The sequence below is a fragment of the Monashia sp. HAY1-11D genome, from assembly GCF_056868035.1.
Genome location: NZ_CP200320.1, coordinates 570613 through 597021, shown reverse-complemented (window position 1 = coordinate 597021; position 26409 = coordinate 570613). Strand labels below are relative to the sequence as shown.

General features: G+C 73.6%; 19 protein-coding genes and 3 pseudogenes. 15 read left to right on the top strand and 7 right to left on the bottom strand.

Features of this window, described 5'->3' with window-relative positions; genetic code table 11:
- Window positions 1-15: 15 nt before the first annotated feature.
- The 11 genes and pseudogenes from AC1VM9_RS02650 (at window position 16) to AC1VM9_RS02600 (ending at window position 11529) form a co-directional block, all read left to right on the top strand.
- Window positions 16-1509 (top strand): RtcB family protein, encoded by a 1494-nt coding sequence (locus AC1VM9_RS02650; RefSeq protein WP_481341231.1) that lies wholly within the window; start codon window positions 16-18, stop codon window positions 1507-1509.
- Between the two features lie 372 nt (window positions 1510-1881).
- Entirely contained in the window at window positions 1882-3360 is a 1479-nt protein-coding gene (locus AC1VM9_RS02645) for a YveK family protein (protein WP_481344421.1), read from the top strand.
- The gene (locus tag AC1VM9_RS02640; protein ID WP_481344420.1) at window positions 3357-4352 is read left to right on the top strand and encodes a hypothetical protein; all 996 of its coding nucleotides are present in this window, start codon (window positions 3357-3359) and stop codon (window positions 4350-4352) included. The genes AC1VM9_RS02645 and AC1VM9_RS02640 overlap by 4 nt, the downstream gene beginning before the upstream one ends.
- A complete protein-coding gene (locus tag AC1VM9_RS02635; protein WP_481344419.1) occupies window positions 4349-5566 on the top strand; it encodes a glycosyltransferase in 1218 nt (405 codons plus the stop codon). The genes AC1VM9_RS02640 and AC1VM9_RS02635 overlap by 4 nt, the downstream gene beginning before the upstream one ends.
- Window positions 5563-6039 carry a hypothetical protein gene (locus AC1VM9_RS02630; RefSeq protein WP_481344418.1) on the top strand — a complete coding sequence of 159 codons (477 nt, stop codon included), beginning with the start codon at window positions 5563-5565 and terminating at the stop codon, window positions 6037-6039. The genes AC1VM9_RS02635 and AC1VM9_RS02630 overlap by 4 nt, the downstream gene beginning before the upstream one ends.
- Window positions 6036-7076, top strand: coding sequence for a phosphotransferase family protein (locus AC1VM9_RS02625; protein ID WP_481341346.1), 1041 nt, complete (start codon window positions 6036-6038; stop codon window positions 7074-7076). The genes AC1VM9_RS02630 and AC1VM9_RS02625 overlap by 4 nt, the downstream gene beginning before the upstream one ends.
- A 110-nt stretch (window positions 7077-7186) precedes the next feature.
- Window positions 7187-8419, top strand: a complete 1233-nt coding sequence (locus tag AC1VM9_RS02620; protein WP_481344417.1) for an O-antigen ligase family protein — start codon at window positions 7187-7189, stop codon at window positions 8417-8419.
- On the top strand, window positions 8416-9699 hold the full coding sequence (locus AC1VM9_RS02615; RefSeq protein ID WP_481344416.1) for a lipopolysaccharide biosynthesis protein: 1284 nt from the start codon (window positions 8416-8418) through the stop codon (window positions 9697-9699). Before AC1VM9_RS02620 ends, AC1VM9_RS02615 begins: the two co-directional genes overlap by 4 nt.
- Window positions 9696-10730, top strand: a complete 1035-nt coding sequence (locus AC1VM9_RS02610) for a hypothetical protein (protein ID WP_481344415.1) — start codon at window positions 9696-9698, stop codon at window positions 10728-10730. Before AC1VM9_RS02615 ends, AC1VM9_RS02610 begins: the two co-directional genes overlap by 4 nt.
- 3 nt (window positions 10731-10733) lie before the next feature.
- A pseudogene (locus AC1VM9_RS02605) lies at window positions 10734-11153 on the top strand (sugar transferase); the annotation flags it as partial.
- Window positions 11154-11169: 16 nt separating this feature from the next.
- Window positions 11170-11529: a sugar transferase gene (locus AC1VM9_RS02600; protein WP_483123954.1), complete on the top strand. Its 360-nt coding sequence runs from the start codon at window positions 11170-11172 to the stop codon at window positions 11527-11529.
- On the opposite strand, the gene AC1VM9_RS02595 is transcribed toward AC1VM9_RS02600, so the two are convergent.
- Window positions 11492-13132, bottom strand: a complete 1641-nt coding sequence (locus AC1VM9_RS02595; protein ID WP_483121003.1) for a Rieske 2Fe-2S domain-containing protein — start codon at window positions 13130-13132, stop codon at window positions 11492-11494. The genes AC1VM9_RS02600 and AC1VM9_RS02595 overlap by 38 nt on opposite strands.
- Before the next feature lie 193 nt (window positions 13133-13325).
- Here AC1VM9_RS02595 and AC1VM9_RS02590 point away from each other — a divergent pair, with 193 nt between their 5' ends.
- From AC1VM9_RS02590 to AC1VM9_RS02575, 4 genes are all read left to right on the top strand, one after another.
- The gene (locus AC1VM9_RS02590) at window positions 13326-14093 is read left to right on the top strand and encodes an ANTAR domain-containing protein (protein WP_481344412.1); all 768 of its coding nucleotides are present in this window, start codon (window positions 13326-13328) and stop codon (window positions 14091-14093) included.
- A gap of 155 nt (window positions 14094-14248) precedes the next feature.
- Window positions 14249-15823 carry a DEAD/DEAH box helicase gene (locus AC1VM9_RS02585; protein WP_483121000.1) on the top strand — a complete coding sequence of 525 codons (1575 nt, stop codon included), beginning with the start codon at window positions 14249-14251 and terminating at the stop codon, window positions 15821-15823.
- A 170-nt stretch (window positions 15824-15993) separates the two neighbouring features.
- Window positions 15994-16167, top strand: coding sequence for a hypothetical protein (locus AC1VM9_RS02580; protein WP_481341338.1), 174 nt, complete (start codon window positions 15994-15996; stop codon window positions 16165-16167).
- 106 nt (window positions 16168-16273) lie between these two features.
- The gene (locus AC1VM9_RS02575; protein WP_481344410.1) at window positions 16274-17014 is read left to right on the top strand and encodes a class I SAM-dependent DNA methyltransferase; all 741 of its coding nucleotides are present in this window, start codon (window positions 16274-16276) and stop codon (window positions 17012-17014) included.
- A 214-nt stretch (window positions 17015-17228) separates the two neighbouring features.
- Here AC1VM9_RS02575 and AC1VM9_RS02570 read toward each other — a convergent pair whose 3' ends face one another.
- The 6 genes and pseudogenes from AC1VM9_RS02570 to AC1VM9_RS02545 form a co-directional block, all read right to left on the bottom strand.
- Window positions 17229-17876 (bottom strand): DedA family protein, encoded by a 648-nt coding sequence (locus AC1VM9_RS02570; RefSeq protein WP_483120998.1) that lies wholly within the window; start codon window positions 17874-17876, stop codon window positions 17229-17231.
- A 170-nt stretch (window positions 17877-18046) separates the two neighbouring features.
- On the bottom strand, window positions 18047-19270 hold the full coding sequence (locus AC1VM9_RS02565; RefSeq protein ID WP_481344408.1) for an MFS transporter: 1224 nt from the start codon (window positions 19268-19270) through the stop codon (window positions 18047-18049).
- Window positions 19271-19351: 81 nt separating this feature from the next.
- Complete coding sequence (gene narI, locus AC1VM9_RS02560) at window positions 19352-20101, bottom strand: respiratory nitrate reductase subunit gamma (RefSeq protein WP_481341334.1); 750 nt, start codon at window positions 20099-20101, stop codon at window positions 19352-19354.
- Window positions 20102-20342: 241 nt separating this feature from the next.
- Window positions 20343-20684: pseudogene (gene narJ / locus AC1VM9_RS02555) on the bottom strand (nitrate reductase molybdenum cofactor assembly chaperone); the annotation flags it as partial.
- 128 nt (window positions 20685-20812) lie between these two features.
- Window positions 20813-22505 (bottom strand): annotated as a pseudogene (narH, locus tag AC1VM9_RS02550) (nitrate reductase subunit beta).
- A complete protein-coding gene (locus tag AC1VM9_RS02545) occupies window positions 22505-26233 on the bottom strand; it encodes a nitrate reductase subunit alpha (RefSeq protein WP_483120995.1) in 3729 nt (1242 codons plus the stop codon). Before AC1VM9_RS02545 ends, narH begins: the two are co-directional and overlap by 1 nt.
- Window positions 26234-26409: the final 176 nt, after the last annotated feature.

Below are 26409 nucleotides of genomic sequence, written 5' to 3'. Positions count from 1 at the left end.
GACAAGGGGACACTCGTGGACCTCACCGTCATCGCCGGGACCGGAGCCGAGCGCCCGGCACCGGGCGCGACCAGCCCGACGACCTCCGGACCGGCCCCCGGGCCGGGACGGACCGCCACCGTCATCGAGGGACCGGGCCTGCGCGCCGACGAGGCGGTACTGCGCTCCTTCGAGATGGGGGCGGCCGGCCTCGACCTCGCGGCGCCGCCCGTCGTGCTGCCGGACTTCCACCACAAGCGGAAGATGGAGATGCCCTCGAGCATCGCCGTCGCGACGCGCGGCACGATCCGCCCGACGTTCACCAGCTCGTCGGTCAACTGCGGCATGGCACTCATCGCGCTCGGCACCGACAAGCCGGCCGACCACGCGGTCGACGCGTTCTACCGGGCCGTCCGGGAGAAGTACCCCTACCCGACCCGCGGGGCGCGCGAGCTGACGGCCGGCGAGGTCGTGGCCGCAGCCACCGAGGGAGCGCAGTTCGCGGCCGAGCGGTGGGGCGTCGAGGCCGAGGAGCTCGAGCGGATCGAGGAGTGCGGGCGGGTCGACCTCGAGCCGTGGGGCGGCGCCGCGCGGCTGCGCAAGGAGATCCCGGCCCTGACGTGGCAGCTGGCGCGGCTGCGGTTCGGCACGGTGGGCCCGACGAACCACTTCGTCGAGCTCCAGCAGGTCGAGGAGATCCTCGACCCGGAGGCGGCCGAGCTGCTCGGGATCCGGCAGGGACAGGTGACGCTCCAGTACCACGCCGGCGGCGGCGTCCTCACCGGTGAGATCGGGCACCTGTTCCAGCGGCGCAAGGACACGGCACGCGCCATGAAGGCCGTCATGGCGGTGCAGAAGCCGCTCTACCACCTGGCGACGGCGCGTTCGGCCGCCCAGCTGCGCGAGCGGATGCGGCTCTACTTCGCCAAGGGCTGTGCGCCGGTCGACCTCGACAGCGACGAGGGCCAGCGGCTCATGCTCGCCAACGCGTCGGCGATGAACTACGGCTACGCGTTCCGGGTGGCGACCTACGCGGCGCTGCGCCGCATCGCCCTCGACACCTTCGGCGGCGAGCCGGGACGCCTCGTCGTCGACTCGCCGCACAACTCGATCTACGAGGAGTCCGTCGGGGGGCAGCGCGCCGTCGTGCACCGGCACAACTCGTGCCGCGCCTTCCCGGCCGACCGGATGCCCGAGGGGTCGGTCTTCGCGACGACGGGCCAGGCGGTCCTGCTGCCCGGCACGCACCGCACCTCCTCCTACCTCGCCGTCGCCGGTGAGCGCAGCAGTGACAGCCTCCACTCCGCGTGCCACGGTGCGGGGACCGTCATCGAGCAGTTCGAGAAGGACGGACGCTCGACGCTCGACCCCGGGGGCCGCTCGACCCGCCGCTACCGGTACAGCGACGAGGCACCGACATCGGCACCGCACCTCGACGACCACGGCGTCAACGCCGCCATGTCGGTCCTGACCCGCCACCGCATCGTGCGGCCGGTGGCGCGGATGCGCCCCTTCGCCGTCCTGCACTGACCGACCAGCGAGATGACCACCGAGAAGACCACCGCGAAGACCACCGAGAAGACGACCTGACTCCGGTGCCGGGACGCCCTGCGGCGCACCCCGGCCCCAGAGGCCGCGACCGGGACGCCGTCCACCCTCCAACACTCCCCCCGGGGAGACGTCGTCCCGGCCGCCCACGGCGCGGCCCGAGCACCCCCCCGCTCGGGCCGCGCCGGTCTGCTGCTCGGCGCCGGCCGCCGGCCGTCCGAGACCCCGGGGGTCGGCCGTTTGACGTAGCCGGGGGTCCGCTGCGGGAGCGATGTGGGGGCTCGCGGGCCGTCCTACGGTCGAACGGAGCCGCGCAGCAGCACTGCCCGGCAAACCACCGGATCCGGGGGGATCATGACGATCGACGAGGCATTCGGCCGGGTCATCCGCGGCCACTGGCTGGTCATCCTGTTGTGCGTGCTCGTTCCGTTCGGGGCGGCCTGGTACATCGGCCGCAGCCAGCCCAACGAGTACGAGGCCGTGGCCCGGATCCAGATGGGCAGCGACCTCGCCGCGTCGAACGTGCAGGCCGACGCCACGAGCCAGCGCGTCCTCGGCATCGCGACGAGCCCGGGCGTCGTGCGCGTGGCGCTCGACAAGGGAGGCCTGCAGACCGACATCGCGGCGTTCGCCGCCAACAACATCGACGTCCGGCGCGTCGGCGTGTCGCCGGTCATGGAGATCGCGGTCACCGACACCTCGCCGCACCGCGCGGCCGTCATCGCGACGTCGCTGACCCAGGACGTCATCGAGTTCACGAACGTCGGCGACCAGCCGGCCATCGTCAAGCGACGCAGCGAGGTGCAGCACCAGCTCGACGTCCTCGGCCGCCAGCGCGACCAGCTCGTCAAGCGCCTCGCCAGGGCCGCGCCGGGCGACGTCCTCGCGATCCAGGCGCAGCTGAGCGCCCTGACGACGAGCCAGGCCGAGCTCGAGCGGCAGCTGTCCGACCTCGACCTCGCGACGGTGTCGACATCCCGGGCCGTGCTGCTCGACCCGGTCCGGGAGCCGACGATCCCGCTGCCCGCGCACATCTACCAGCGGGCCATCCTCATCGCCCTGCTCGGTGCGCTCTTCGGCGTCGGACTCGCCGCGGTGCTCGAGGCGTTCCGGCCGCGGCTGCCCACCCCGCGCGCCGTGGCACGCACGCTCGGCGTCCCGCACATCGGGTACCTGCCGCACCGCGACCTGTCGCCCGGCACGCTCGGGGCGGCCGGCCCGGTCGCCGACCGGCTCGCGCTGCTGGCCCGGCGCTACGACGCGACCCAGCTGCTCCTCGTCCTCGTCGACGCCCGGGAGGAGGCGTGGGCGCGGTCCCTCGCGCCGCTCCTCGGCCCGACCGACGGCCGCACGGACCACCGGCTCCCGGTGTCGGTCCTCGGCCGCGAGTGGACCGACCCGGGCGAGCGTCCGGTCCTCGTCGTGCTCTCGCCCGACCAGGTGTCCTCCGGGGCGCTGGACCGGACACGGGCCATGGTCGAGGCGCTCGGGTGGCCCGTCGTCGGCCTGGTCAGCTATCCGCACGGCCACCGGCACCACTGGCTCCCGCGCCCCACCGGCGGCGCCCACGAGGTCGTCCAGGCCGAGTCGCCGACGGCCGCGACCAGGCCGACGGCGTCCCTCGACCCGGCGTCCTCCCCCGGGGAGGGCGACGTGGACGAGCCGACGTCCGTCTGGGAGTCCCCGTGGGACCGGGAGCCGACGGCCGCGGCGGACCGGGGCGACGACTCACGGGGCGTGACCAGGCCGGCATCGCGCGGTGACACGACGGCCGGGCCCGCGACCTCGAACGGCACCGGCGACCGCGCGTCGCAGGAGGTGCTGCACGGATGAGCGTCTGGCTGCGCACGGCGGGGCTCGCCGTGCAGGTCGACGGCGACGAGCCGTGGACCGAGCTCGTGCGCGAGTCGTGCGCGGGACAGGAGCTGGAAGAGCCGCCGGTGACCCCGGACGTCCACGTCATGGTGACCCGTGACGCCGACGTCGGGCCGGGCAGCGGCCACCGGCTCGTGACCCGCGGCGCGTGGAGCGACGGGCGCGAGGTCGTCCTCGCCGACGCGTGCTCGAGCGGCCTCGACGTGGCCGTCCGCCCGTCCGCCGTACGGCTCGAGGTGCTCGTCCGGCCGCACCGTGGCTGGCGGCACCGCGCCCTCGGGATGGCGGCGCCCGACCGCCAGGTCCTCCTGCAGCGAGCCGTCCTCGTGCAGTACCCGGCCCTGTGGTGGGCCGGTACGAGGGGCCACGTGCCGATGCACGTGTCGGCCGCCTCCGTCGACGGGTACGCCGTCGTCCTCGCGGGGCCGGGCGGCGTCGGCAAGTCGACGCTCGTCGCGACGCTCGACGGACCCACCGAGGCGCCGGTGAGCGACAACCTGTGCGTCAGCGACGGCCGCGTCGTGCACGGTCTTCTCGAGCCCACCCGCGCCGAGGGCGGGACGGGCCGGCGGATGCCTCACGGGCGCCGCGAGTCCGGCTGGGCGCGCCGCGTCGAGTCGGTCCGGCCCGACGCCGTGCTCGTCCTGAGCCGGGGGGAGCGCGACGAGGTGACGCTCACGCGCACCGACCCCGACGCGGCGGCCCGCGAGCTGACGGGCGGCACGTACGCCGCGGGTGAGCTGCGCCGCTACTGGGCGTACGCGGCCACGCTCGCCCTCGGGACCGGGCGCGGTCCGGCCCACCCGCCGGTGGCCGACGTCGCCGACGCGCTGGCCACGAGCGTCCCCGTCCTCGACGTGCACCTGCCCCGCTCGCCCGGCACGACCCTGCGCGACCTCGTCGGGCGGGCCCGGGCACTGGCCCGTCCGGAGGAGGTGGGTCGGTCATGACGACCCGCGTCATGCACATCGTGACCCGTTGCGTCGCGGGCGCAGGCGGCGTCGCCGTGCGCGGTGCCACGGCGCTCGACCCGACCCGCTACGACAGCGTGCTCGTCACCGGCACCCGCGAGGGCGCGCTGCTCGACCGGGCCCGCGCGGGCGGCGTCGAGGTGGTCGTCGTGCCCGAGCTCGTCTCGCCGATCCGGCCGCGGGAGGACGCCGCGGCCTGGGCCCGGCTGCTCGACCTCGTCCACGCCCGTCGGCCCGACGTCGTGCACACGCACAGCGCCAAGGCCGGTGCCCTCGGCCGGATGGCGGCCTACCGCAACGGGGTCCCGCTCATCGTCCACACGATGCACGGCTTCCCCTTCCACGAGTTCCAGAACCCGGCGGTGCGCACGGCGTACATCGGCATCGAGCGGCGCCTCTCGCGGGTCACCGACGCCTACCTCGCCGTCGGCACCGGCGTCGCCGTGGAGGCGCTCCGGCGCGGCCTCGCCCGGCCCGACCAGCTGCACACCGTCGGCCCCGCGGTCGACGAGCCCAGCGTCCGCCTCGACCCGGCGACCCGCGCCCGGGCGCGCGCCCTGCTCGGGCTGCCGGACGACGTCCCGGTCCTCGGCACCGTCGGCCGCCTCGACTTCCAGAAGGCACCGGAGATCATGCTCCAGGCGCTGCGCCGGATGCGGACGCCCGCGGTGCTGGTCTGGGCCGGTGACGGCGAGCTGGCCGAGCGGACGCGGCGCGACGTGCACCGGCTCGGGCTCGACGGCCGGGTCCGGCTGCTCGGCAACCGCTCCGACGTCGCGGCCCTGCTGCCGGCCTTCGACGTGTTCGCCATGGCCAGCCGCTACGAGGGCCTGCCGTGCGTCGTCGTCGAGGCCCAGCAGTGCGGCATCCCCGTCGTCGCGACGGCGGTCAACGCCGTGCCCGACGTCGTCATCCCCGGCGAGACCGGCCTCCTCGTGCCGCCGGGGCGCGCCGACCTGCTCGCCGCAGCCGTCGACCACGCCTTCGCCCACCCGGACGAGGCCCACCTGTGGGCGGTCCGGGCGCGCGAGCACCTCGGGGACCGGTACGACCAGACGACCGCCGGTGAGGTCCTCGACCGGATCTACTCGCAGGGACCGACGCAGCCGCGACGCCAGCTGGTCGGCGCCGGGCCCGGGGTGACGCTCGGGTCGTCGCTGGGTGCGGCGCTGGGTGCGTGGAGGACGTCATGACGGTCGCTCCTTCCCCCGTCGTGGCCTCGGTAACGCCGTCCGTCCCGGCGCCCGCGGCCGTGCTCGTGCCCTCGGGGGCGCCGGTGGTGTGGCCCTCGGTCCGGGCCGACGCCGAACGGGCACGGGTCCTGCCGGCCGGTTCACCGGTGGCCCTGGCCGACCGGCGCGCCGGCGGCCGAGGGCGCCTCCGGCGGGCCGCAGGTCGGCTCGGCATCGAGGTGCAGGCTGAGTACGTCGTGCTGCCGTCGTGGGGATCGGCGACGTTCGTGGCCGCCGACGACCCCGACGCGGTCACGTGGCTGCTCGCGACCTTCCTCACGACGCCGCCCCGCGTCGTCCGGGGCCGTCTCGTCCTCGAGGTGGTGCGCCGCCTCGTCGACGCGACGACACGGACGAGGGCCGGCGCCGCGTTGGTCCGGCTGGTCCTCGGCGCGCTCGTGCCCGGGCGTCTTGTCGTCGGGGTGCGCCGATGACCGACATGCTGGCCCCGGACACCGTCCCGGCCGAGGCCGGTGACCTGCTGCGCGCCGCACTGCGCGAGCACGCGGGGGCGGGCACGCCGCGCCTCGTCGTCGTCGGCCTGTCCAAGGACGAGAACCCGAAGGCGACGATCCTCGTCTTCGACCGCGGGCAGCCGCGACCCCGGCTCGTCGCCAAGGTCGCCCTCACCGCGGTCGCCGCGGGGTCCGTCGTCGCCGAGGCCGCCGCGCTGCGAGCCGTCGGCGACCTCGACCCGCGCCTCGTCGGCGGGACGGTGCCGCGGCTCGTCGACATCCGGCGCGACCGCGGTGGGGCCGTGCTCGTCACCGAGGCGGTGCCGGGCACGCCCATGTCGGTCGACTACCACCGGTGGCGCGGCACGACACGTCCGGACGTCGTCCGGGCCGACCTCGCCGGCGCCGCGGCCTGGCTGCGCGACCTGTCGGACGCCGTCGGCCCCCAGGAGGTCGCCGCGTCACCGGGCGGCTGGCCCGGGATCGCCAAGCGCCTGCGGGCGCGGTGGCCGGCCGACGGGGTGGCACGCGCCGTCGCCGACGGCGTCGCCACGACGCTGCCCGGCCTGCGGCTGCCCGCCACCGGGCCGTGGTCGGTCGTCCACGGCGACTTCTGGGCCGGCAACGTGCTGCGCACCGACCGGCGCGTGACTGGCGTCGTCGACTGGGAGCACGCCGTGGTCGGCGGGGACCCGCTGCGTGACCTGACCCGCTTCGTCCTGTCGTACGTGCTGTACCTCGACCGGCACACGCGCAGCGGCCGCGCCGTCCGGGGCCACCCCGGCCTCGTCGCCGGGGCGTGGGGCGAGCCGCTGCGCTACCTGGCCGCCGGCTCCGGCTGGCTGCCCGAGCTGGTCCGCGAGGTCCTCGCCGAGCACCTCGAGCGCACCGGACGCGACCCGGACCGCTGGCGCGACGTCCTCGCCGTCGGCACCGCGGAGGTCGCGGCGCTGGCGGACGAGGCCACCTTCGCCCGGCAGCACCTCCTTCTCGCAGCGGAGCTGTTCCGATGCTGACGCCCGGGGGACCGGGTGCCCTCGCCCCGTCCGCGAACACTGCCGCGAACACTGCCGCGAACACGGGCGCGACAGGCTCGGGACGGCAGGAGGGACGCGGTCCCCGCCGGGTGGCGGTCGCCCTCGCGTTCTCCGTCTGCGTCATGCCGCTGCTCATCCCGAGCGGGCCGGGCAACACGGGTCTGGCCGACGTCGGCATCCTCGCCGTCGTCATCACGGTCGCGGCGTGGCTGCGCACCAAGCTCGTCCCCGTCCGGGTCCCGTACCTCCTGCCGGTCGCCATCCTCATGCTGGGCGGCTCGGTCGCGGCCTACCACGTCGAGGCCGAGAGCGCGCTGCTCCCGGTGGTCCAGGACGGCTTCCTGCTCGTCTGGAGCGCCGCCATCGCCAACGCGGTCCGGCAGTACCGCTGGCTGCTCGGCGTCGTCCTGCGCGCCTGGGTGTGGTCGGGCATCGCCTGGGCCGTCGTGCTCTGCGTCGGGCGGATCGCCGGCATCAGCTGGATGGCGGGCCTCAGCGCCAGGGACGGTGGACGGGCCTCGCTGACCTTCGCCGACCCGAACCTATGCGCGAACTACTTCCTCATCTGCCTCGCGCTCACGCTCGCGACGTCCGTGGTGCGCCGGCGACTGTCGCGCGTCCTCGCGACGGCCACGATCCTGCTCGCCATCGTCTTCACCGGCTCCAACGGCGCTGCCGTCGGGCTCGGCGCCATGGTCGTGGTGACGCTGCTCGTCGGGCTCGTCAAGCGACGCGGGGTCATCGTCGCGGTCGCGGTGGCCTGCCTCGGTGCCGGCACCCTCGCGGTCGGCGCACCGCACGTCGACCTCAACGCCATCGGCCAGAAGGCCAGCGACAGCGTCCAGCTGCTGCGCGACTCGCTCGGGCGCACCGACGAGTCGAGCGGGTCACGCACCGTGCTGGCCACCGAGACGTTCGGCCTCTACCTCGAGGGCGACCTGCTCGGCGTCGGACCGGGACGCACCAAGGCGACGTTGAGCGGTCAGGCCGCGCCGTACGTCAAGGAGGCGCACAACGACTACCTCGCGACGCTCGTGGAGCGCGGCGCGATCGGCGGGCTCGGTCTCGTCGTACTGCTCGTCGTCGTCGCCTTCCGGCTCGGGCGGGTGGCCCTGTGGCCCCAGGACGAGGAGGTGCGCCGGCTCGTGCCGCGTCCCGAGGTGCTGCTCGGGCTCGGGTGCGCCCTGGTCGTCGCCGGCCTCTTCTACGAGGTGCTGCACTTCCGGCACGTGTGGGCCTTCCTCGGGCTCGTGGCCGGGATCGACCCGGGCAGGCCGGGTGCCCGCCCCTTCGCCCGGACGCCGGTGGGGAGCTCCTCATGACGTGGGCACGAGTGCTCGAGCGGTCCCGTCCGCGGCTGCGCGGCGCGACGGCGCGGTCGGTCGTCGGCAACGTCGGCGCCCGGCTCGTCGCGCTCGTGTCCATCGCGCTCGTCACCGTCCTCGTCGCCCGCACCGGCGGGGCCGACGACGTCGGCGTCCTCGCGCTGATGCGCGTCCTGCCCGGCCTCGTCGGGGTCGTGGCCGCCTGCGGGCTGCCCGGAGCCATGGGGTACTTCGTCGCCGGTCCCGACGCGCGGCACGCCGGCCTGTGGCCGACGGTGCTCGTCACGATGGCGGCCGGCGGGCTCCTCGGCACCGCGGCGTGGCTCGTCCTCACGCCGGTGGTGCACGACCGGCTCATGACGACGACGACGACGTCCGTCGTCGTCGCCACCGGGCTCACCGTGGCGACGCAGCTTCCCGTCGCCGTCGGCAAGTCGTGCCTGCAGGCCCTCGGCGACGCCCGGGGGTCCAACATCGTCACGGCCGCCGAGGAGGCCGTCTTCGTCCCGGCGTTCGTGCTGCTCTGGGCGCTCGGCCTGCGCGGCGGGTGGCTGCTCGTGGCGGCGCTCCTGCTCGCCGACGTCCTCGTCGCGGTGCACGCGTGGGTGCGGATCGCCAAACGGGTCCACGAGCGTGGCGGACGGCTGGCGGGACGGCCCGACCTCGCCCTGGCCCGCCGGATGGCGGCCTTCGGTGGGCGCAGCCAGGTCGGGGGCATCCTCAACCTGCTCAACCTGCGCCTCGACGTCGTCGTCCTCGGCGCGCTGACGGGTCCGGCGCAGGTCGGCGTCTACGTCGTCGCCTCGAAGTACGCCGAGCTGCTCCGCCTCCCGGGGCTCGCACTGACGTGGGTGACCTACCCGAAGTTCGCCGGGCGGGAGGGCTCGGCCCGCCACCCGGAGTGGCTGCGGGTGGGCCGGCTCCTCGCGCTGGGGGCGGCCGCGGCCGTCGTCGTCGCCGCCAGCGCCACGGTGGTGCTGCCCCTCGTCTACGGGGAGGCGTTCCGTGATGCCGTCTGGCCGGCAGTGTGGATCTCGCTCGGCCTCGTCGTCGAGCCTGCCGCCGGGGTCGCGTCGGGCTACCTGCTCGGGTGCGGCCGGCCCGGGCTCAACTCGCTCATCCTCGGCGGCGGCTTCCTCGTGACGCTCGTGCTCGACGTGCTCCTCATCCCGCGGTACGGCTCGCTCGGGGCCGCGTGGGCCAGCGCCGCCGCCTACCTCGTCACCGACGTGCTGCTCGTGCAGGCGTGGCGACGGGTCGCCGGGAGGGTGGCATGAGACGACGCCGCCCAACCCTGACCGCCGCCTGCCTCGCCCTGGTCCTGCTCGCCGGCGGTTCCGCGTGCTCGGGCGACTCGGGCCGGACACCGCCGCGCTCGGCCACGACGACGCTGCGGCCGCAGTACGTCGCGCTCGCCGAGGCCGTCGCGTCGCACGGTGCCAAGGCGTGGGTCGAGGCCGACCTCGTCAAGGCCTGGCTGGCGGGACCGGAGCGCTACGCCTCGGTCCTCGACACCGTCGTGCTGCTCGCCGACCGCCCCGGGGTGGCCGGGGTCAAGATCGCCGACGAGCTCGGCTACGAGGACGACACGGACGAGACGACCGTCCTGCCGTTCCTCACGTCGACGACGCAAGCCCTGCACAGCCGCCTCCCGGGCCGGAAGATCGTTGTCGACCTCATCGTCCCCGAGCTCGGCTGCCTCGGCTGGGCCGGGGTGTCGACGTCGGTCGTCGGCGCCGACTCGGCCGACGCCCGTCGCAAGTGCGCCCAGGGGGAGGTGCTCCGCAACCCGGCGGTCGCGCTCGCGGACATCGACCGCTACATCGCCAAGGGCGGCCTCGACGTCGTCGACCTCAGCGTCGGCCTGCGCAGCGATGCCGAGTACGCGTCGTGGGGCACGACCCGCGACGCCGCCATGGCCGCGGCGTGGGACGAGGCGTCCCGGCGCTGGGGCGGCACGGTGCGGCTGCAGGCGCGCAAGGCCCTGGCCCACCCCGGTCGCTACGAGGGCACCCGGGAGTCGGCGGAGGCCGACGCCCGCACCTACGTCGACATCCCGCTGGCGCACGGCGCCCACGCCGTCGACATCTGGACGTGGGCCCAGCCGTACAAGGACGGCATCTACACGCTCACCGACCCCCAGCTCGCGCCGAACGACCTCACGCGCGCCCTCCTCGAGCGCCGGCGTCGCGGGGCCGAGCTGTGGACCCACATGACGCCCTCGCACCTGCAGGTCGGGCTCGACACGGACGTCGCAGCGGCAGTGTCCATCTTCAGCGGCGTGCTGGTCGCGTCGGGAACGGGGTGAACCATGACGATCCACGACGCCGTCCCGGAGCGGTCCACCTCCGCCGTGGTGGGCCGGCGACCGCCTGCGCCACCCACGCCACCCACGTCGGCTGCCCGGCGGGCCGGCGGCACGGGCTCGGCCGCAGCGCAGCGGCGTCCGCGCGTCGGCGCGATCTCGTGGCAGCGGCGGACGCTCGACCTCGCCGTGGCCGTCACGGGCCTGCTCGTGCTCTCGCCGGTGCTCCTCGTGCTGGCGGTCGCCGTGCGCCTGTCGAGCCCCGGCCCGGTCATCTTCCGGCAGGTCCGGCTGACCCGAGGCCGGCAGCCGTTCACCCTGTACAAGTTCCGCACGATGCGCGTCGACACCGCCGGGCCCGAGGTCACCCGGCGCGCCGACCCGCGCGTCACCCGCCCGGGACGGCTGCTTCGGAGCACGAGCCTCGACGAGCTTCCCGCAGCTGGTCAACATCCTCTGCGGACAGATGACTCTCGTGGGGCCCCGTCCGGAGACCCCGGCGCTCGCGGCGCGCTACCCGGCGGAGGTGGCCTGGGTGCTCGACGAGACGCCGGGGCTGACAGGACCCACCCAGATCACCCTGCGCGACGACGTCAGCGTCCCCCCGTCCCAGGACGGCTTCGACCCGTCCGACCCCGGCGCGGTGGAACGCTGGTACCTCGAGCAGCTGGTGCCGCGGCGCGTGGCCACGGACCTGACCTTCCTGCGCCGCCCGACCCTCCGGGCGACGCTGCGCATCATCGCCCTGACCGCCCGCTACATCGTCACCGGGCGGCGACCCGAGATCCGACCCGCCGCGTGACGAGAGGGTCGCACCGGGCGTTGAGGCACTCACCGGTGTCGAGGTCGAACTCGAAGTTGTGGGCCAGGCACCGCAGGACGCCGTCGCGGAGGACGGCCCCGTGTGCCAGGTCCTCGCCGGCGTGCGGGCAGTAGCGGCTGACCTCCCAGTCGCGCGCGCCGTCCCCGCACCGCTCGGCCAGCCTCACGGTGTCCTCGGGGTCCCGCTCGGTCTCGTAGCGCTCGACCTCGTCGAGCGCGGCGGCGTCGGCATGCTTGAGCAGGCCGACGAGGTAGTCGTTGTACCGGTCGGGGTCGCGCCAGGCCGAGATGCGCAGGGACAGGAACAGGTCCTCCCAGCGGACCCGGCCGGTGAGGACGGCGTCGAGCCAGCGCGCCTCCACCGTGATGCGGTACCCCGGGTGCGAGCTGCTCGCGGTCAGGTCGACGCGGCACCTCGACGGCCCGAGGTCGACGTCCCAGGTGCCGCCGTCCGCGCCGTTCACGACGAACCGGACGGTCATGGCGATGCGGTTGAGGAAGTAGTCGGACAGCGTCCCGAGCTGCTCGAAGTGGGCGACGAACCGTTGGGCGAGGCCACTGCCGCGGGGCGGGTCGGGGAAGGCGGCGTAGACGGCCTCGATGTCACCGGCCCGACGCCGGGCGTAGTCGTCGAGGTACGCGTGCAGGTCGTCGGGCAGCCGGCCGTCCGCGGCGATCTCGTCTCGGTCGCCGAGGAGGCTGAAGCCCGCCCAGTGCGGGTCGGGCCGCACCTGCCCCGTCCCCACGTCGATGCGGTCCCCGGGCAGCAGCCGCACGACTCGCTGGTCGCGCAGCCGGGACCGCAGGAACGCGGCGGCCTGCGCGGTGTCCGGGAAGATTCCGGGCGGCGCGATCCGGTCGTTGTGCTGCGCGAGCGCCGGGTCGAGGAAGCAGGGCGGCCCCGCGTAGGGCATGACGATCCTCGGCGGGGCCGCGCGCAGCAGGCGGCTCACCGACTTGAACTTGCCGAGGCGCTTGTCGGCGCTCATCGAGGCGACGACCTCCGGCGGGTACTCATAGCAGATCGGGTGCCACGACGCACCGGACATCTGCACGCCCATGAGGTCGAGCGGCCGGCCGGCCTCCTCCACCACGCGCCGCAGCTGGGCCACGGTGAGGCGGGCGTCGTTGGTGTGCAGGATCGCGTGCCCGGAGGCGTGGACGAGGATCGCCGAGTCGTGGCACATCGGCGACTGCTCCTGGATGACGGTCATCCAGTCGCCGTGGTGGTTGAGCGCGAGCCGCTCCCAGCGGTCCAGCTCGATGACGACGTTGCGGATCCCGGCGGCGCGGATGCGCGAGAGCATCTCCGGCGCCGGGTAGCGCGGGATGACGATGCGCACGTTCTCGGGCAGGATCCGGAGCAGGTCGAGGTCGAGGTGGTCGAGGTGCTCGTGCGAGATCGCGACCCAGTCGGCGTCGAGCACCTCGGGCCGCAGGAGGTGCGAGTTGTCCGGGAACGGGAACCACGAACCCAGGAAGGCGCCCTGCGGCGACATCCACGGGTCGCAGAGCATGGTCAGGTGCGGGGCGTCGATGCGCAGTCCCGCGTGTCCCAGCGAAGTCAGAACCGGCGCGTTCATACCGTTATGGTCCGGCGGCGCGAGCGCCGGGTGCACCGCCGGCCGCCCGAGCCGCGCCTACATCACCTGCTGTACGCCGACCGCTCCCATGGGCCCCCCTGTGCACACCGGCTGACCGTGTACGGCGGCGGGGCGACGTGCCAGTGTGGTCGGGGAGCGAGCAGCTGCTCGCCTGCGGGGCAGGGGGTGGACGATGACACGGCAACCACCACGGGAGTACGCGCAGGTTCTCGACGCGGACGTCGGCGAGGTCGACGGGCTCCTGCAGCACGAAGGCTCCGTGGCGGTGGCGCGCCGGCTGGTCGACCTCACCGCCCGGCTCGTGCCGCACGCCGAGCACGCCGCGGTCACGGTCGTCGGCCCGGGTTCCCCGGTGCGGACCACCGCAGCCACCGGCCCGGTGGCGACCGCCGTCGACGCCCTGCAGTCCCGCACCGGCCAGGGACCCTCGCTCGAGCCCGTCGGGGCCGCGCCCGCCGTGTCGAGCGGCGACCTGTGCGTCGAGCGGCGGTGGCCCGGGTTCTCGGGGCCGTGTGCCGACGTGCTCGGCATCCGCAGCATGCTCAGCGTCCGGCTGGCCGTCCCCGACGGGCACCGCGTCGCCCTGAGCCTCTACGCCTCGGCCCCGCAGGCCTTCGACGACGGCGACCTCGGCACGGCGGCGATGCTCGCCCCGTTCCTCGCCCTGGCCCTCGGACCGAGCCAGCGCGACGGGGACGCCCTCGGCCCGATCGACGCCCTGGACGCGAGCCGGCGGATCGGGACCGCGGTCGGCATCCTCACGGCGCGGTACGCCGTGGCCGTCGACGAGGCGTTCGCGGTGTTGCGTGGGACCAGCGGGCGGCTGCGGCGACAGGTCCGGGACGTCGCCGACGACGTCGTGGCCCTCGGGGACCTGCCGGCCGGCGAGGACGAGCCGCACGCTGGAGGCGTGGTCGGGACACCGGCGCGCGGCGGGTAGACTGGTCGGAGCGACCCGCCCAGTTCTGCCTCGGGTCGCCTCTTCTCGGCCTGGTGCCCTGCGCCGGCCCGTCGATTCGCTCTTGCGCCGCGACCCTCAACGACCGAGGCCCTCGCGCCGGGCAGAACGACCCTTTGACCTTTGGAGTCCCACCGGTGTCCACTGACACGACCTTCGCCGCCCTCGGCGTGCCCACCTCCCTCGTCGCGGTCCTCGACGACCTCGGCATCACCATTCCGACCCCGATCCAGGCGGCGACGCTGCCCGACTCGGTCGCCGGACGCGACGTGCTCGGGCGCGGTCGCACCGGCTCCGGCAAGACGTACGCGTTCCTGCTGCCGGTGCTGACGCGCCTCGCGCAGTCCGGCCGCCGGCCCCAGTCCCGTCGTCCCCGGGCCCTGGTCCTGGCGCCGACGCGTGAGCTCGCGACCCAGATCGAGGCCGCCATGACCCCGCTCGCGGCGGCCCTGGGCCTCACCTCCCAGACCGTCTTCGGCGGTGTGGGCCAGAACCCGCAGGTCCAGGGACTCCGCCGGGGCGTCGACGTCGTCGTCGCCTGCCCGGGCCGCCTCGAGGACCTCATGCAGCAGGGCCACGTCTTCCTCGACGCCGTCGAGATCACCGTCCTCGACGAGGCGGACCACATGGCCGACCTCGGGTTCCTCCCCGGCGTGCGTCGCATCATGGACAAGACCGCCCGCGACGGGCAGCGCCTGCTGTTCTCCGCGACGCTCGACGGCGCGATCAACGTGCTCGTCAAGCGGTTCCTCACGAATCCCGTGACGCACGAGGCGGACTCGGCGCAGTCGCCCGTCTCGACGATGAGCCACCACGTGCTCCACGTCGACGACGGCGCGCACCTGCCGGTCATCCTCGACCTCGCTGCGGCGCCCGGCCGCAAGGTGGTGTTCACGCGCACCAAGCACCGGGCCAAGAGGCTCGCCAAGCAGCTCAACGCGTCGGGAGTTCCGGCCGTCGAGCTGCACGGCAACCTCAGCCAGGGTGCCCGCACGCGCAACATGGACGACTTCCACTCGGGCCGCGCCCAGACGCTGGTCGCGACGGACATCGCGGCCCGCGGCATCCACGTCGACGACGTCGCGCTCGTCATCCACGCCGACCCGCCGGTCGAGCACAAGGCCTACCTGCACCGTTCGGGTCGCACCGCGCGTGCGGGCAACGCCGGCACGGTCGTGACGATGATGCTCGACGAGCAGGTGCGCGACGTCCGCGACCTGACCCGCAAGGCCGGGATCAGACCGACGACGACGCGTGTCGCGCCGGGCCACCCGCTGCTCGAGCAGCTCGCGCCGGGTGCGCGGTCCTTCGCCGGAGCCCTCGTCCGGGAGGAGACGCGTCCGTCCACCGGGCGCCCCGCCCGCCAGGTGTCCGCCGACACCCCTGCCCGTGGTCGTGGCCGGGGTCGGAGTCGCGCGGCGCAGGGCTCCGGCGCGCCGGGTGGCTCGAGCCAGGGGAGTGGTCGCCCCGGAGGCCGGGGCCGCGCCGACGCCGGTCATCTGGACTCCCGGTCGGGCGGACGTCGCTCGGGCGGCCAGCCGGGCCAGCGCGGTCAGGCGGCCTCGACCGGGTCCGGTCGTTCGGGCGGATCGGGCCGGTCCGGTGGGCCGGGCCGACGAGGCGGTTCGACGACCGTCTACTCGACGAGCAGCGGCGGCAGCGCCGCCGCCTTCTCGGCCGGCACGCGGGCCGGCAGCCGCCGCTCCCGCTGAGGTCGCGCGAGGGCTGCCCGTCCGACCGGCGGTGACCGGCGGTCGAACGGGCGTCTCGCGGCTCGCCCTCGTGGAGCGGGCGTGAGCACTGGCGCGCTGCGCCGGTTGTCGCTATCGTCCATCGTGTCGAGGCAATACCCCTGTGGGTATGTGAACGGAGGAGGACCACCATGTGCCGTCCGACCGCCTGCCGCACGTGCGGCAAGACGACGTGGGCCGGCTGCGGCCAGCACGTCGACGAGGTCATGCGCACCGTTCCCGTCGGCGAGCGCTGCGGCGGTCACGAGCCGGAACGGCCGGCCCGGGCCGGCGGCTTCCTGTCGCGGCTGTTCAACCGCGCCTGAGGGCCGACGCCCGGCTCGCGCTCGTATGCCGGGTCCGGAGCCGGCCGCCGCGCCGCCGACACAAAACCCGTGGCCCGGATGCGGCGCGGCGACGAGACTGGCCCGCGTGACGAGCAGCGACGTGTGGACCGAGGAGACCGCGGCGACCTATGACGCGGACGCCGCCGACCACTTCAGCCCGGAGGTCCTGGGCCCGACGGTCGACCTCCTCGCGCGGCTCGCCGGCGAGGGGCCCGTGCTCGAGCTCGCCGTCGGTACCGGGCGCGTCGCGCTCGCGCTCGCCGACCGCGGCCTGCCGCTCAACGGCATCGAGCTGTCCGAGCCGATGGCCGCGCGGCTGCGCGCCAAGGATCCCGACGGACGCGTCCCGGTGGTGGTCGGGGACATGGCCACCAGCGTCGCCCCGGGTGCGGGCGCCTACAGGCTCGTGTACCTCGTCTGGAACAGCATCTCCAACCTGCGCACCCAGGCCGAGCAGGTTCAGTGCTTCCGCAACGCGGCGCGGCACCTGCGCCCCGGTGGACGGTTCGTCATCGACCTGTGGGTACCGGCACTGCAGCGGCTGACACCCGGACAGGAGGCCGTGCCGGTGAGCATCGGCGAGGACCATCTCGTCTTCGACACCTACGACGTCGTCAGCCAGGAGTGCTCCTCGCACCACTACCGCACCCTCCCCGACGGCACCGTGCACCACGACGTCGGGCACTTCCGCTACATCTGGCCGGCGGAGTGCGACCTCATGGCCCAGCTCGCGGGGCTCCGGCTCGAGTCCCGGTGGGCCGACTGGGCGGGCACGCCGTTCACGGCCACGAGCGAGGCGCACGTGTCGGTGTGGCGCAAGCCCTAGCGGTCTCCTCCTGCGGCCTGCCCTCCCCCTCCCGGCCCCTCCCTGCGGTTCGAGGTATCTGCTCGCGCCTGGGTGCGACGAATCACCTCCACTCAGAGGGTGGGCGATCGGTTCGAGGTATCTGCTCGCGCCCGGGTGCGACGAATCACCTCCACTCAGAGGGTGGGCGATCGGTTCGAGGTATCTGCTCGCGCACGGGTGCGACGAATCAACGTCATCCGCGTTCGGCGTCGCCGACCTCCTCGCGACGCTCGGCGCGGCGCCGGCGCACCTGCCACACGACGACGCCGACGACGACGAGCACCGCCACGACGACCGCCGCGCCACGACCGAAGTACGACTCGACCCTGGCGTAGGAGTGACCGGCGACGAACCCGATCGTCACGACCGTCACGCCCCAGGCGATGCCGCCCGCGGCGTTCCACGTCAGGAACGTGGGGTAGTGCATCTTCGACATCCCGGCCAGGGCCGGCATGACGGCGCGCAGGAAGGCCGTCCACCGGCCGAGGAAGACGGCGATGCCGCCCCGGCGGCCGAGCAGCTCTTGGGCGCCCGCGATCCGCGAGCGGTGCCGGTCGAAGGCGCGCAGCCTCAGCACCCGCACCCCGAGGTGGCGGCCGACCTCGAAGCCGACGCTGTCGCCGGCGATGGCGGCGAGGACGACCACGACGAGCACGGCGACGTAGGGCACGTGGCCGACGGAGGCCGCGACGCCACCGAGGACCGCGACCGTCTCGCCGGGAACGACGAAGCCGACGAAGATCGCGTCCTCGGCGAAGACGACGAGCGCCACGACGACGAGCACGAGCCACGTCGGAGCGGCCAGGAGCTGCTGCATGGCGCTGTCGAGCAGGTGGGTCACGGTTCGGCTCCTCGTGCGCTCATGGTCCGCCGGCGAACTGGCGGCCCGGGTCTGCGCGGGCCGGGACCGGCCCTGCCGGGACTCCGCGGGGACCGTCGTGGCGTGTCCCGAGTCTCGACAACGAGTCTGCACGCCCGCTGGGAGCCGCGCAGCCGTTCGGGACGCGGTCTTCAGTCCTGGCGGGTGCGTTCGCGGATCCCGAGCTGGGAGAAGGCAAGGGCACCCACGGCCACGATCGTCAGCAGGACGAGCCCGACACCGTAGGCCGGCAGCACCTTCTCGTACGTCGCGCCCAGGACGAGCGGCGGGAAGTAGCCACCGAGCCCACCGGCCGCACCGACGAGGCCGGTGACGCTGCCGACGCGCGCCGGCGGCGCGGCCTTGGCGACCCAGGCGAAGACGCCACCGGTGCCGAGCCCGAGGAAGAACGCCATCGCGACGAACGCGATCCCGGCCGGCAGCTCGAGCGGGGGCCGGAACGCGAGCACGACGGCGAGGACCGCGGTGCCGGCCAGGGAGACCCCGAGCACCGCCCGCGGACCGATGCGGTCGCTGAGGATCCCGCCGAGCGGACGGGCGAGGACCGCGGCGACGGCGAACCCGGCGGTCCGCGTGCCGGCGGCGGTGAGGTCGAAGGCGTAGACGTCCTTGAGGTAGGTGGGCAGGTACGTCGAGAAGGCGACGAAGCCGCCGAAGGCGACGGCGTAGAGGAACGACATCTGCCACGTGATCGGCAGCCGCAGGGCCGCGGTGAGCTTGGGCACGACGGGGTCCGTGTTCGGCGTCCAGGCGGGCGAGTTGCGCATGCCGAACCAGCAGATGGCGGCGGTGACGACGAGCGCGGCGGCGAGGATGACGTGGGTCGGGGTGTAGCCGAACCACGTGACGAAGCGCGGCGTGAAGAACGCCGAGAGCGCCGTGCCGCCCATGCCGGCCCCGAAGATGCCGGTGGCGAAGCCGCGGCGGTCGGCCGCGAACCAGGCGTTGACGAACGGGATGCCCACGGCGAAGGTCGTGCCGGCGATGCCGAGGAAGAACCCGACGAGCAGGAGCATCCCGAACGACCGGGCGTTGCCGGCGGCGGCGACGAGCAGGACGAACGGCACGCCGGCCAGGGTGAGGAGGGGGAACATGAGGCGGCCGCCGAACCGGTCGGTGAGCGCACCGACGGGGATGCGGCCGACCGACCCGACGAGCACGGGCGTCGCGACGAGCAGTGCCTTCTGGCTGCCGGACAGACCGAGCTGTCCCGTGTAGCGCACGCCGAGCGGACCGATGATGTTCCAGGCCCAGAACGTCACGGTGAAGGCGAGCAGGGCCAGGCCCAGGTTGCGGTTGCGGCCGGAGAGGTCCGGCCCGGTGGTTGCCGTGGTCTCGGTAGCCGTGCGGCTCATCGGGACTCCTTGTGCGGTGAGGGGTTCCAGCAGGGGTTCAAGGGGCCGGCCGGGGCCGGTCGGGTGCCGGTCAGGTGCCGGTCACGGCCGGCGGTCGCGATCGGTCGTGCCGACGCTGCTCCAGCCGGGGCGGGCCGAGCGCGCGCCCGTCGCCGCCCGGTCCCGGGACCGGTACACGATGTAGGGACGGAAGAGGTAGTGCAGCGGCGCGGTGAACGCGTGCACGAGCCGGGTGAAGGGCCACAGGGCGAACAGGAGCATCCCGACGATCGCGTGGACGTGGAACTGGATCGGCGCCTCCTCCATCGCTGCGACGTCAGGACGCAGGAGGAACACCGACCGGAACCACGGCGACACCGACTCCCGGTAGTTGTGCGCCTCGCTGCCCGCACCCACGCTGACGAGCGTCGTCCAGAGACCGAGGACGATCGCCGCGACGAGCAGGACGTACATGAGCTTGTCGTTCTTCGTCGTCGCCATGAAGACCGGCCCGGTGCGCCGCCGCCGGTACACGAGGATGAGGATGCCGACGAGGGTGCAGACGCCCGCGAGGCCGCCGAAGAGCAGGGCGTTGAAGTGGTACAGGCCCTCGCTCACGCCGAGCGCCTCGGTCCACGCCTGTGGCACGACGAGCCCGCCGACGTGGCCGATGAAGACGAGCAGGATGCCGAAGTGGAACAGCGGAGACCCGATCCGCAGCAGCCGCGACTCGTAGAGCTGGGACGAACGGGTCGTCCAGCCGAACTTGTCGTAGCGGTAGCGCCAGACCGTGCCGCCGACGAGGCTGGCGATGCAGAGGTAGGGCAGGACGCCCCAGAGGAAGGTGCTCATCGTCGGGCTCCGGTTGCCTCGGGCTGGGCGGTGGACGAGACGTCGCGCAGGGGCAGCAGGCGCGGGTCGTAGGGGTCGAGGCCCACGGTCTCGACGGGGGCGGCCCACCGAGGCCGGCCATCGCCATGACGGCGGCCCGGTCGCGTGGTGACTCGCCGGGCAGCGTCGCGCAGACGGCGACGGCCGCCGCGGCGTAGTGGGACCCCTTCTCCTGCAGCGCGATCCGCAGCAGCTCGAGGCTGGGCCGATAGTCCTCGAGGATCGCGCGCCCCACCTCCGGGTCGGCGACGGCCGCGAACTCGAGGACCATCGGCAGGAAGTCGGGCAGCTCGCCGTGGGTGTCGACGACGAAGCCGCTCGCGCGGTAGGCGGCCTTGAAGCGTCCGAGCACCTCCCCACGTCGACGCGTGTCGCCGTCGGTCCAGTAGGACAGGTAGAGGGCATGCTTGCGGCTGAGGTCGAAGGTGTCGACGTAGGCCCGCTGGAGCGCGTCGAGGGGCGTCGCCCCGAGGTGTGCCAGGAGCGGTTCGAGGTGGCCCGCGGCACGCGAGTCCCGTTGCTCCGCAAGGGCGTCGGCGAGCATCGGCAGGGCGGCGAGAAGGTCCTCACTCGGGTAGTCGAGGCATCGTGCGGCGACGAGGTGCACGACCCGGTCGCCCCGGCCCCGGCGGGACGCACGCGCCTGACGGCTGGTCACGGAGCGGCGGCCGATCACGGCCGGGCCTCCGGCGGGTTGGGCCGAGCCTCCGGCGGGTTGTCGGGGAAGAGACCCGGTGGGGTGCCGTTGCCGTCCCAGTTGAGCAGGTTGACCCGCCCGCGGAGCTTCCTCGGAGGAGGTGGGGGAGTCGGTCGTCTGGCGCTGCCTCAGCGCGGCGAACGTCTCGACGGCCACCGGCGCGGGCCGGCCACTCGCCTCGCCGAATGGGCCGGAGTCGTACATGCCCGGGCCGCCGTCGTAGTCGAGGGAGCAGGCGATCTCCTCGAGCTCGTGCGCCCGCTCGACGTGCGCGGTGGGGATGACGTAGCGGTCGGCGTACTTGGCGATCGCCATGAGCCGGTACATCTCGTACAGCGACTCCTCGCTCATGCCGACCGACTCCGGGATCGACGGGTCGCCGTCGCGGCCCAGGGACACGTCGCGCATGTAGGCGCGCATCGCGGCCAGCTTTCGCAGGACACCGGTGACGACGTCGGTGCGCCCGGCCGTGAAGAGCTCGGCGAGGTACTCGACGGGGATCCGCAGGGCCTCGATCGCCCCGAAGAGGACGTCGCGCGACTCGGCGTCGTGGCCCTGCGAGGACAGCACGTCGACGACCGGCGACAGCGGCGGCACGTACCAGACCATCGGCATGGTGCGGTACTCCGGGTGCAGCGGCAGCGCGACGCGGTACGTCTTGGCGAGCGCGTACACCGGGCTGCGCCGGGCCGCCTCCATCCAGTCGTCCGGGATGCCGTCGCGCCGGGCCGCGGCGATGACCACGGGGTCCGCCGGGTCGAGGAGCAGGTCGAGCTGGGCCTGGTAGAGGTCACCCTCGTCCGGCGTCGACGCGGCCTCGGTGACGCGGTCGGCGTCGTAGAGGAACAGGCCGAGGTAGCGCAGCCGCCCCACGCACGTCTCCGAGCACACGGTCGGCAGTCCGACCTCGATGCGCGGGTAGCAGAAGGTGCACTTCTCGGCCTTGCCGCTCTTGTGGTTGAAGTAGATCTTCTTGTACGGGCAGCCGGTGATGCACTGGCGCCAGCCGCGGCAGCGGTCCTGGTCGACGAGGACGATGCCGTCCTCCGCGCGCTTGTAGATCGCGCCGGACGGGCAGGAGGCCATGCACGACGGGTTGAGGCAGTGCTCGCAGATGCGCGGCAGGTAGAACATGAAGGTCTTCTCGAGCTCGAACCGGACGGTGTCCTCGGACTGCCGCCGGACCTTCTCCACGACGGGGTCGAGGTGGCCGAGCTGGCTCGTGCCGCCGAGGTTGTCGTCCCAGTTCGCCGACCACGTGATCTTCGTGTTCTCGCCGGTGATGAGCGACTTCGGGCGCGCCACCGGGAAGTCGTCGCCGAGGGGTGCCTCGACGAGCGTCTGGTAGTCGTAGGTCCACGGCTCGTAGTAGTCCGCGAGCTCGGGCTGGACCGGGCTGGCGAAGATGCCGAGCAGCTTCTGGACGCGTCCGCCCGCCTTGAGCTTCAGGCTTCCCCGGTGGGTCAGGGTCCATCCGCCGCGCCACTTCTCCTGGTCCTCGTAACGACGCGGGTAGCCCTGGCCGGGCCGCGTCTCGACGTTGTTGAACCACACGTACTCGGTGCCGGCGCGGTTGGTCCACGCCTGCTTGCACGTGACCGAGCACGTGTGGCAGCCGATGCACTTGTCGAGGTTCATCACCATGCCCATCTGGGCCATGACGCGCATCAGTACGTCACCTCCTGCGAGCGCTTGCGGACCGTCGAGACCATGTCGCGCTGGTTCCCGGTCGGGCCGAGGTAGTTGAAGGTGTACGACAGCTGCGCGTAGCCGCCGATGAGGTGGGTCGGCTTGACGAGCAGCCGGGTGACCGAGTTGTGGATGCCGCCGCGGCGGCCGGTGGCCTCGGACTTCGGCACGTCGATGGTGCGCTCCTGCGCGTGGTAGACGAACACGACGCCCTCGGGCATCCGGTGGCTGACGATGGCGCGTGCGACGAGGACCCCGTTGGCGTTCGTGCACTCCACCCAGTCGTTGTCCTCGACCTCGATCGACGCAGCGTCCTGGGGACTCATCCACACCGTGGGCCCGCCCCGTGAGAGCGAGAGCATGAGCAGGTTGTCCTGGTACTCGGAGTGGATCGACCACTTGCTGTGCGGCGTGAGGTAGCGCACCGTCACCTGCTTGGCGCCGTCGGGTCCGAGCCTCGGCTCGCCGAAGAGGCGGTGCATGTCGAGCGGTGGCCGGTAGGTGGGCAGTGCCTCCCCGACCTCCTGCATCCACTCGTGGTCGAGGTAGAAGTGCATCCGGCCGGTCAGGGTGTGGAACGGCTTGAGCCGCTCGATGTTGACGGTGAACGGCGCGTACCGCCGGCCACCGGTCTCGGAGCCGGACCACTCCGGTGAGGTGATCACCGGCACCGGCTGGACCTGCGTGTCGGCGAAGGTGATCCGCTTCTCCTCCGAGCCCTCGGCGAGGTCGACGAGCTTCTTGCCGACACGCTCCTCGAGGGTCCTGAAACCCTGCACGGCCAGGTGGCCGTTGGTCGTGCCGGAGAAGCTCAGGATGGCCTCGGCGAGCTTGGCGTCGGTGTCGATGGCGGGGCGGCCGTCGCCGGCCCCACCGAGCATGACGCCGTTCGTCCGCGCGAGACGGACGACCTCCTCCTCGACGCGGTACGTCACGTTCTTGACGGTGAAGCCGAGGGAGTCGGCGAGCGGGCCGACCGTCGCGAGCTTGTCGGCGATGGCGGTGTAGTCGCGCTCGACCACCTGGAAGACCGGCATCGTGCGACCCGGTGTGCCCGGCGCCCCGGTCGTGCGCCAGTCGACGACGCGGCCGCCGGGCTGGGCCGTCTCGCCCGGGGTGTCGTGCTGCAGGGGGACGCTGACGAGGTCCTTGACCGTGCCGAGGTGGGTCTTGGCCAGGTCCGAGAACCGCTGTGCCAGAAGGTGGAACAGGTCGAAGTCGCTCTTGGCCTCCCAGGGCGGGTCGATGGCCGGCGTGAAGGCGTGGACGAACGGGTGCATGTCGGTCGAGCTGAGGTCGTGCTTCTCGTACCACGTCGCGGCCGGCAGGACGATGTCGGACAGGAGCGTCGTCGACGTCATCCGGAAGTCGGCCGACAGGAGCAGGTCGAGCTTGCCCTGCGGTGCCTCGTCGTGCCATGCCACGTCGGCCGGCCGCGGCGTGCCGGGGTTCTCGCCGCCCATGACGTTCGAGTGGGTACCGAGCAGGTGCTTGAGGAAGTACTCGTTGCCCTTGGCCGAGCTGCCCATGAGGTTGGAGCGCCAGAGGACGAGGGTGCGGGGCCAGTTCTCCGGCGCGTCGACGTCCTCGATCGAGGCCCTCAGCGTGCCCTCGTGCAGCGCGTTCGCCACGTAGGCCGCCGGGCTCTCGGCGGTTCCGGCAGCCACCGCGGCCTCGGCGTCCTCCGCCACCCGCAGCGGGTTGGTGCCGAACTGCGGGTAGAACGGCATCCATCCCAGGCGCGCCGACTCGGCGATGGTGTCGGCGGTGTGCTTGCCGGCGAGGTGCCCTCGAGCGAGCGGCGAGGCGAGCGAGTCGGCCGAGTAGCCGTCGTTGCGCCACTGGTCGGTGTGCATGTACCAGTACGCCGTGCCGATCATGGTGCGCGGCGGGCGTGACCAGTCGAGCGCGTTGGCCAGGGAGATCCAGCCGGTGATGGGCCGGCACTTCTCCTGGCCGACGTAGTGCGCCCAGCCGCCGCCGTTGCGGCCCATGCAGCCGGTGAGCAGCAGGAGCGACAGGATGGCGCGGTAGGTGGCGTCGCCGTGGAACCACTGGCAGATGCCGGCGCCCATGATGATCATCGACCGGCCCCGGGACTGCTCGGCATTCGTGGCGAACTCGCGTGCGATGCGGATGCACTGCTCGGCGGGAACCGCCGTGACCTCGGCCTGCCACGCCGGCGTGTACGGCGTCGAGACGTCGTCGTAGCCGCCGGCCCACTCACCGGGCAGGCCCTCACGGCCGACCCCGTACTGCGCCAGCATGAGGTCGTAGACGGTCGTGACGAGGTGGTCGCCGACGCGCCGGGCCGGCACGCCGCGTCGCAGCACCGAGCCGGTGCCGTCGGGCTCGACGAAGGCCGGCAGCAGCACCTCGACGGGCGTGGCGTCGGCACCGGCCATCGACAGGGCCGGGGAGACGCCGTCGAGGTCGAGGTTCCAGCGGCCCTTGCCGGAGTCGGCGTACCGGAACCCCATCGAGCCGTTCGGTACGACGGGCCGGCCGGTGGCCTCGTCGAGCAGGACCGTCTTCCAGGCACTCTCGGGCGCCGACGCGTCGGCACCCCCGAGGTCGGACGCGAGGAGGAACGTACCGGGCACCATGGTGCCGGCCGGCTGGTCGCTGCCCGCGGGCTCGAGCCGGACGAGGAACGGCAGGTCGGTGTACGTGCGCACGTAGTCGCGGAAGAACGGCACCTCGCGGTCGACGAAGAACTCCTTGAGCAGCACGTGGCCCATGGCCATCGCGAGCGCGGCATCGGTCCCGGCCTGGGCCGGCATCCACTCGTCGGCGAACTTCGTGTTGTCCGCGTAGTCGGGGCTGACGCTGACGACCTTCGTCCCGCGGTAGCGCACCTCGGCCATCCAGTGCGCGTCGGGCGTCCGGGTGACCGGGACGTTCGAGCCCCACATCATGAGGTAGGTCGAGTCCCACCAGTCGCCCGACTCCGGCACGTCGGTCTGGTCGCCGAAGACCTGCGGGCTGGCGACGGGCAGGTCGGCGTACCAGTCGTAGAAGCTCGTCATGACGCCGCCGAGCAGCTGGATGAACCGGGTGCCCACGCAGTGCGACACCATCGACATCGCGGGGATGGGCGAGAAGCCGGCGACGCGGTCGGGTCCGTACTCCTTGATGGTGTGCACGTGGGCGGCGGCCGCGATCTCGACGGCCTCGCCCCACGAGGCGCGCACGAGCCCGCCCTTGCCCCGGGCGGTCTGGTACCGGCGCCGCTTGTCCGGGTCGGTCGTGACCTCGTGCCAGGCGGCGACCGGGTCACCGAGCCGCGCCTTGGCCTCGCGGTACATCTCGAGCAGGACTCCGCGCACGTACGGGTACCGGACCCGGGTCGGCGAGTAGGTGTACCAGGAGAAGGCTGCGCCGCGAGGACAGCCGCGCGGCTCGTACTCGGGCCGGTCGGGCCCGACGGACGGATAGTCGGTCTGCTGCGTCTCCCACGTGATGATCCCGTCCTTGACGTAGACCTTCCACGAGCAGGAGCCGGTGCAGTTGACCCCGTGCGTCGAGCGCACGACCTTGTCGTGGCTCCACCGGTCGCGGTAGAAGACGTCGCCGGCGCGACCCCCCTCGCGGAACACGGCCCGCCCGTCAGCGGACTCGTCCCACCTCGTGAAGAACCGGCCCGCCCTCAGCAGGGCCGCGGACACCGGGCCGTCGAGCTCCGGCGTGGGTCGAGCCGCGTTCACGACCGCGCCTCTCGTCGGTGTCGGAGCACCGGCCGGTGCGCCGGGGCGACCTCGCGTCGGGGAGCGGGGTGGGATGCGAGCTGCATGAATCCTCCAAAACGGAGCGACGGCCTCCTGCAAAACCCAGGCGCCGTCGCCGGCCGGGAGGGAGGCCCTTGGGCCTCACCGTAGCGGCG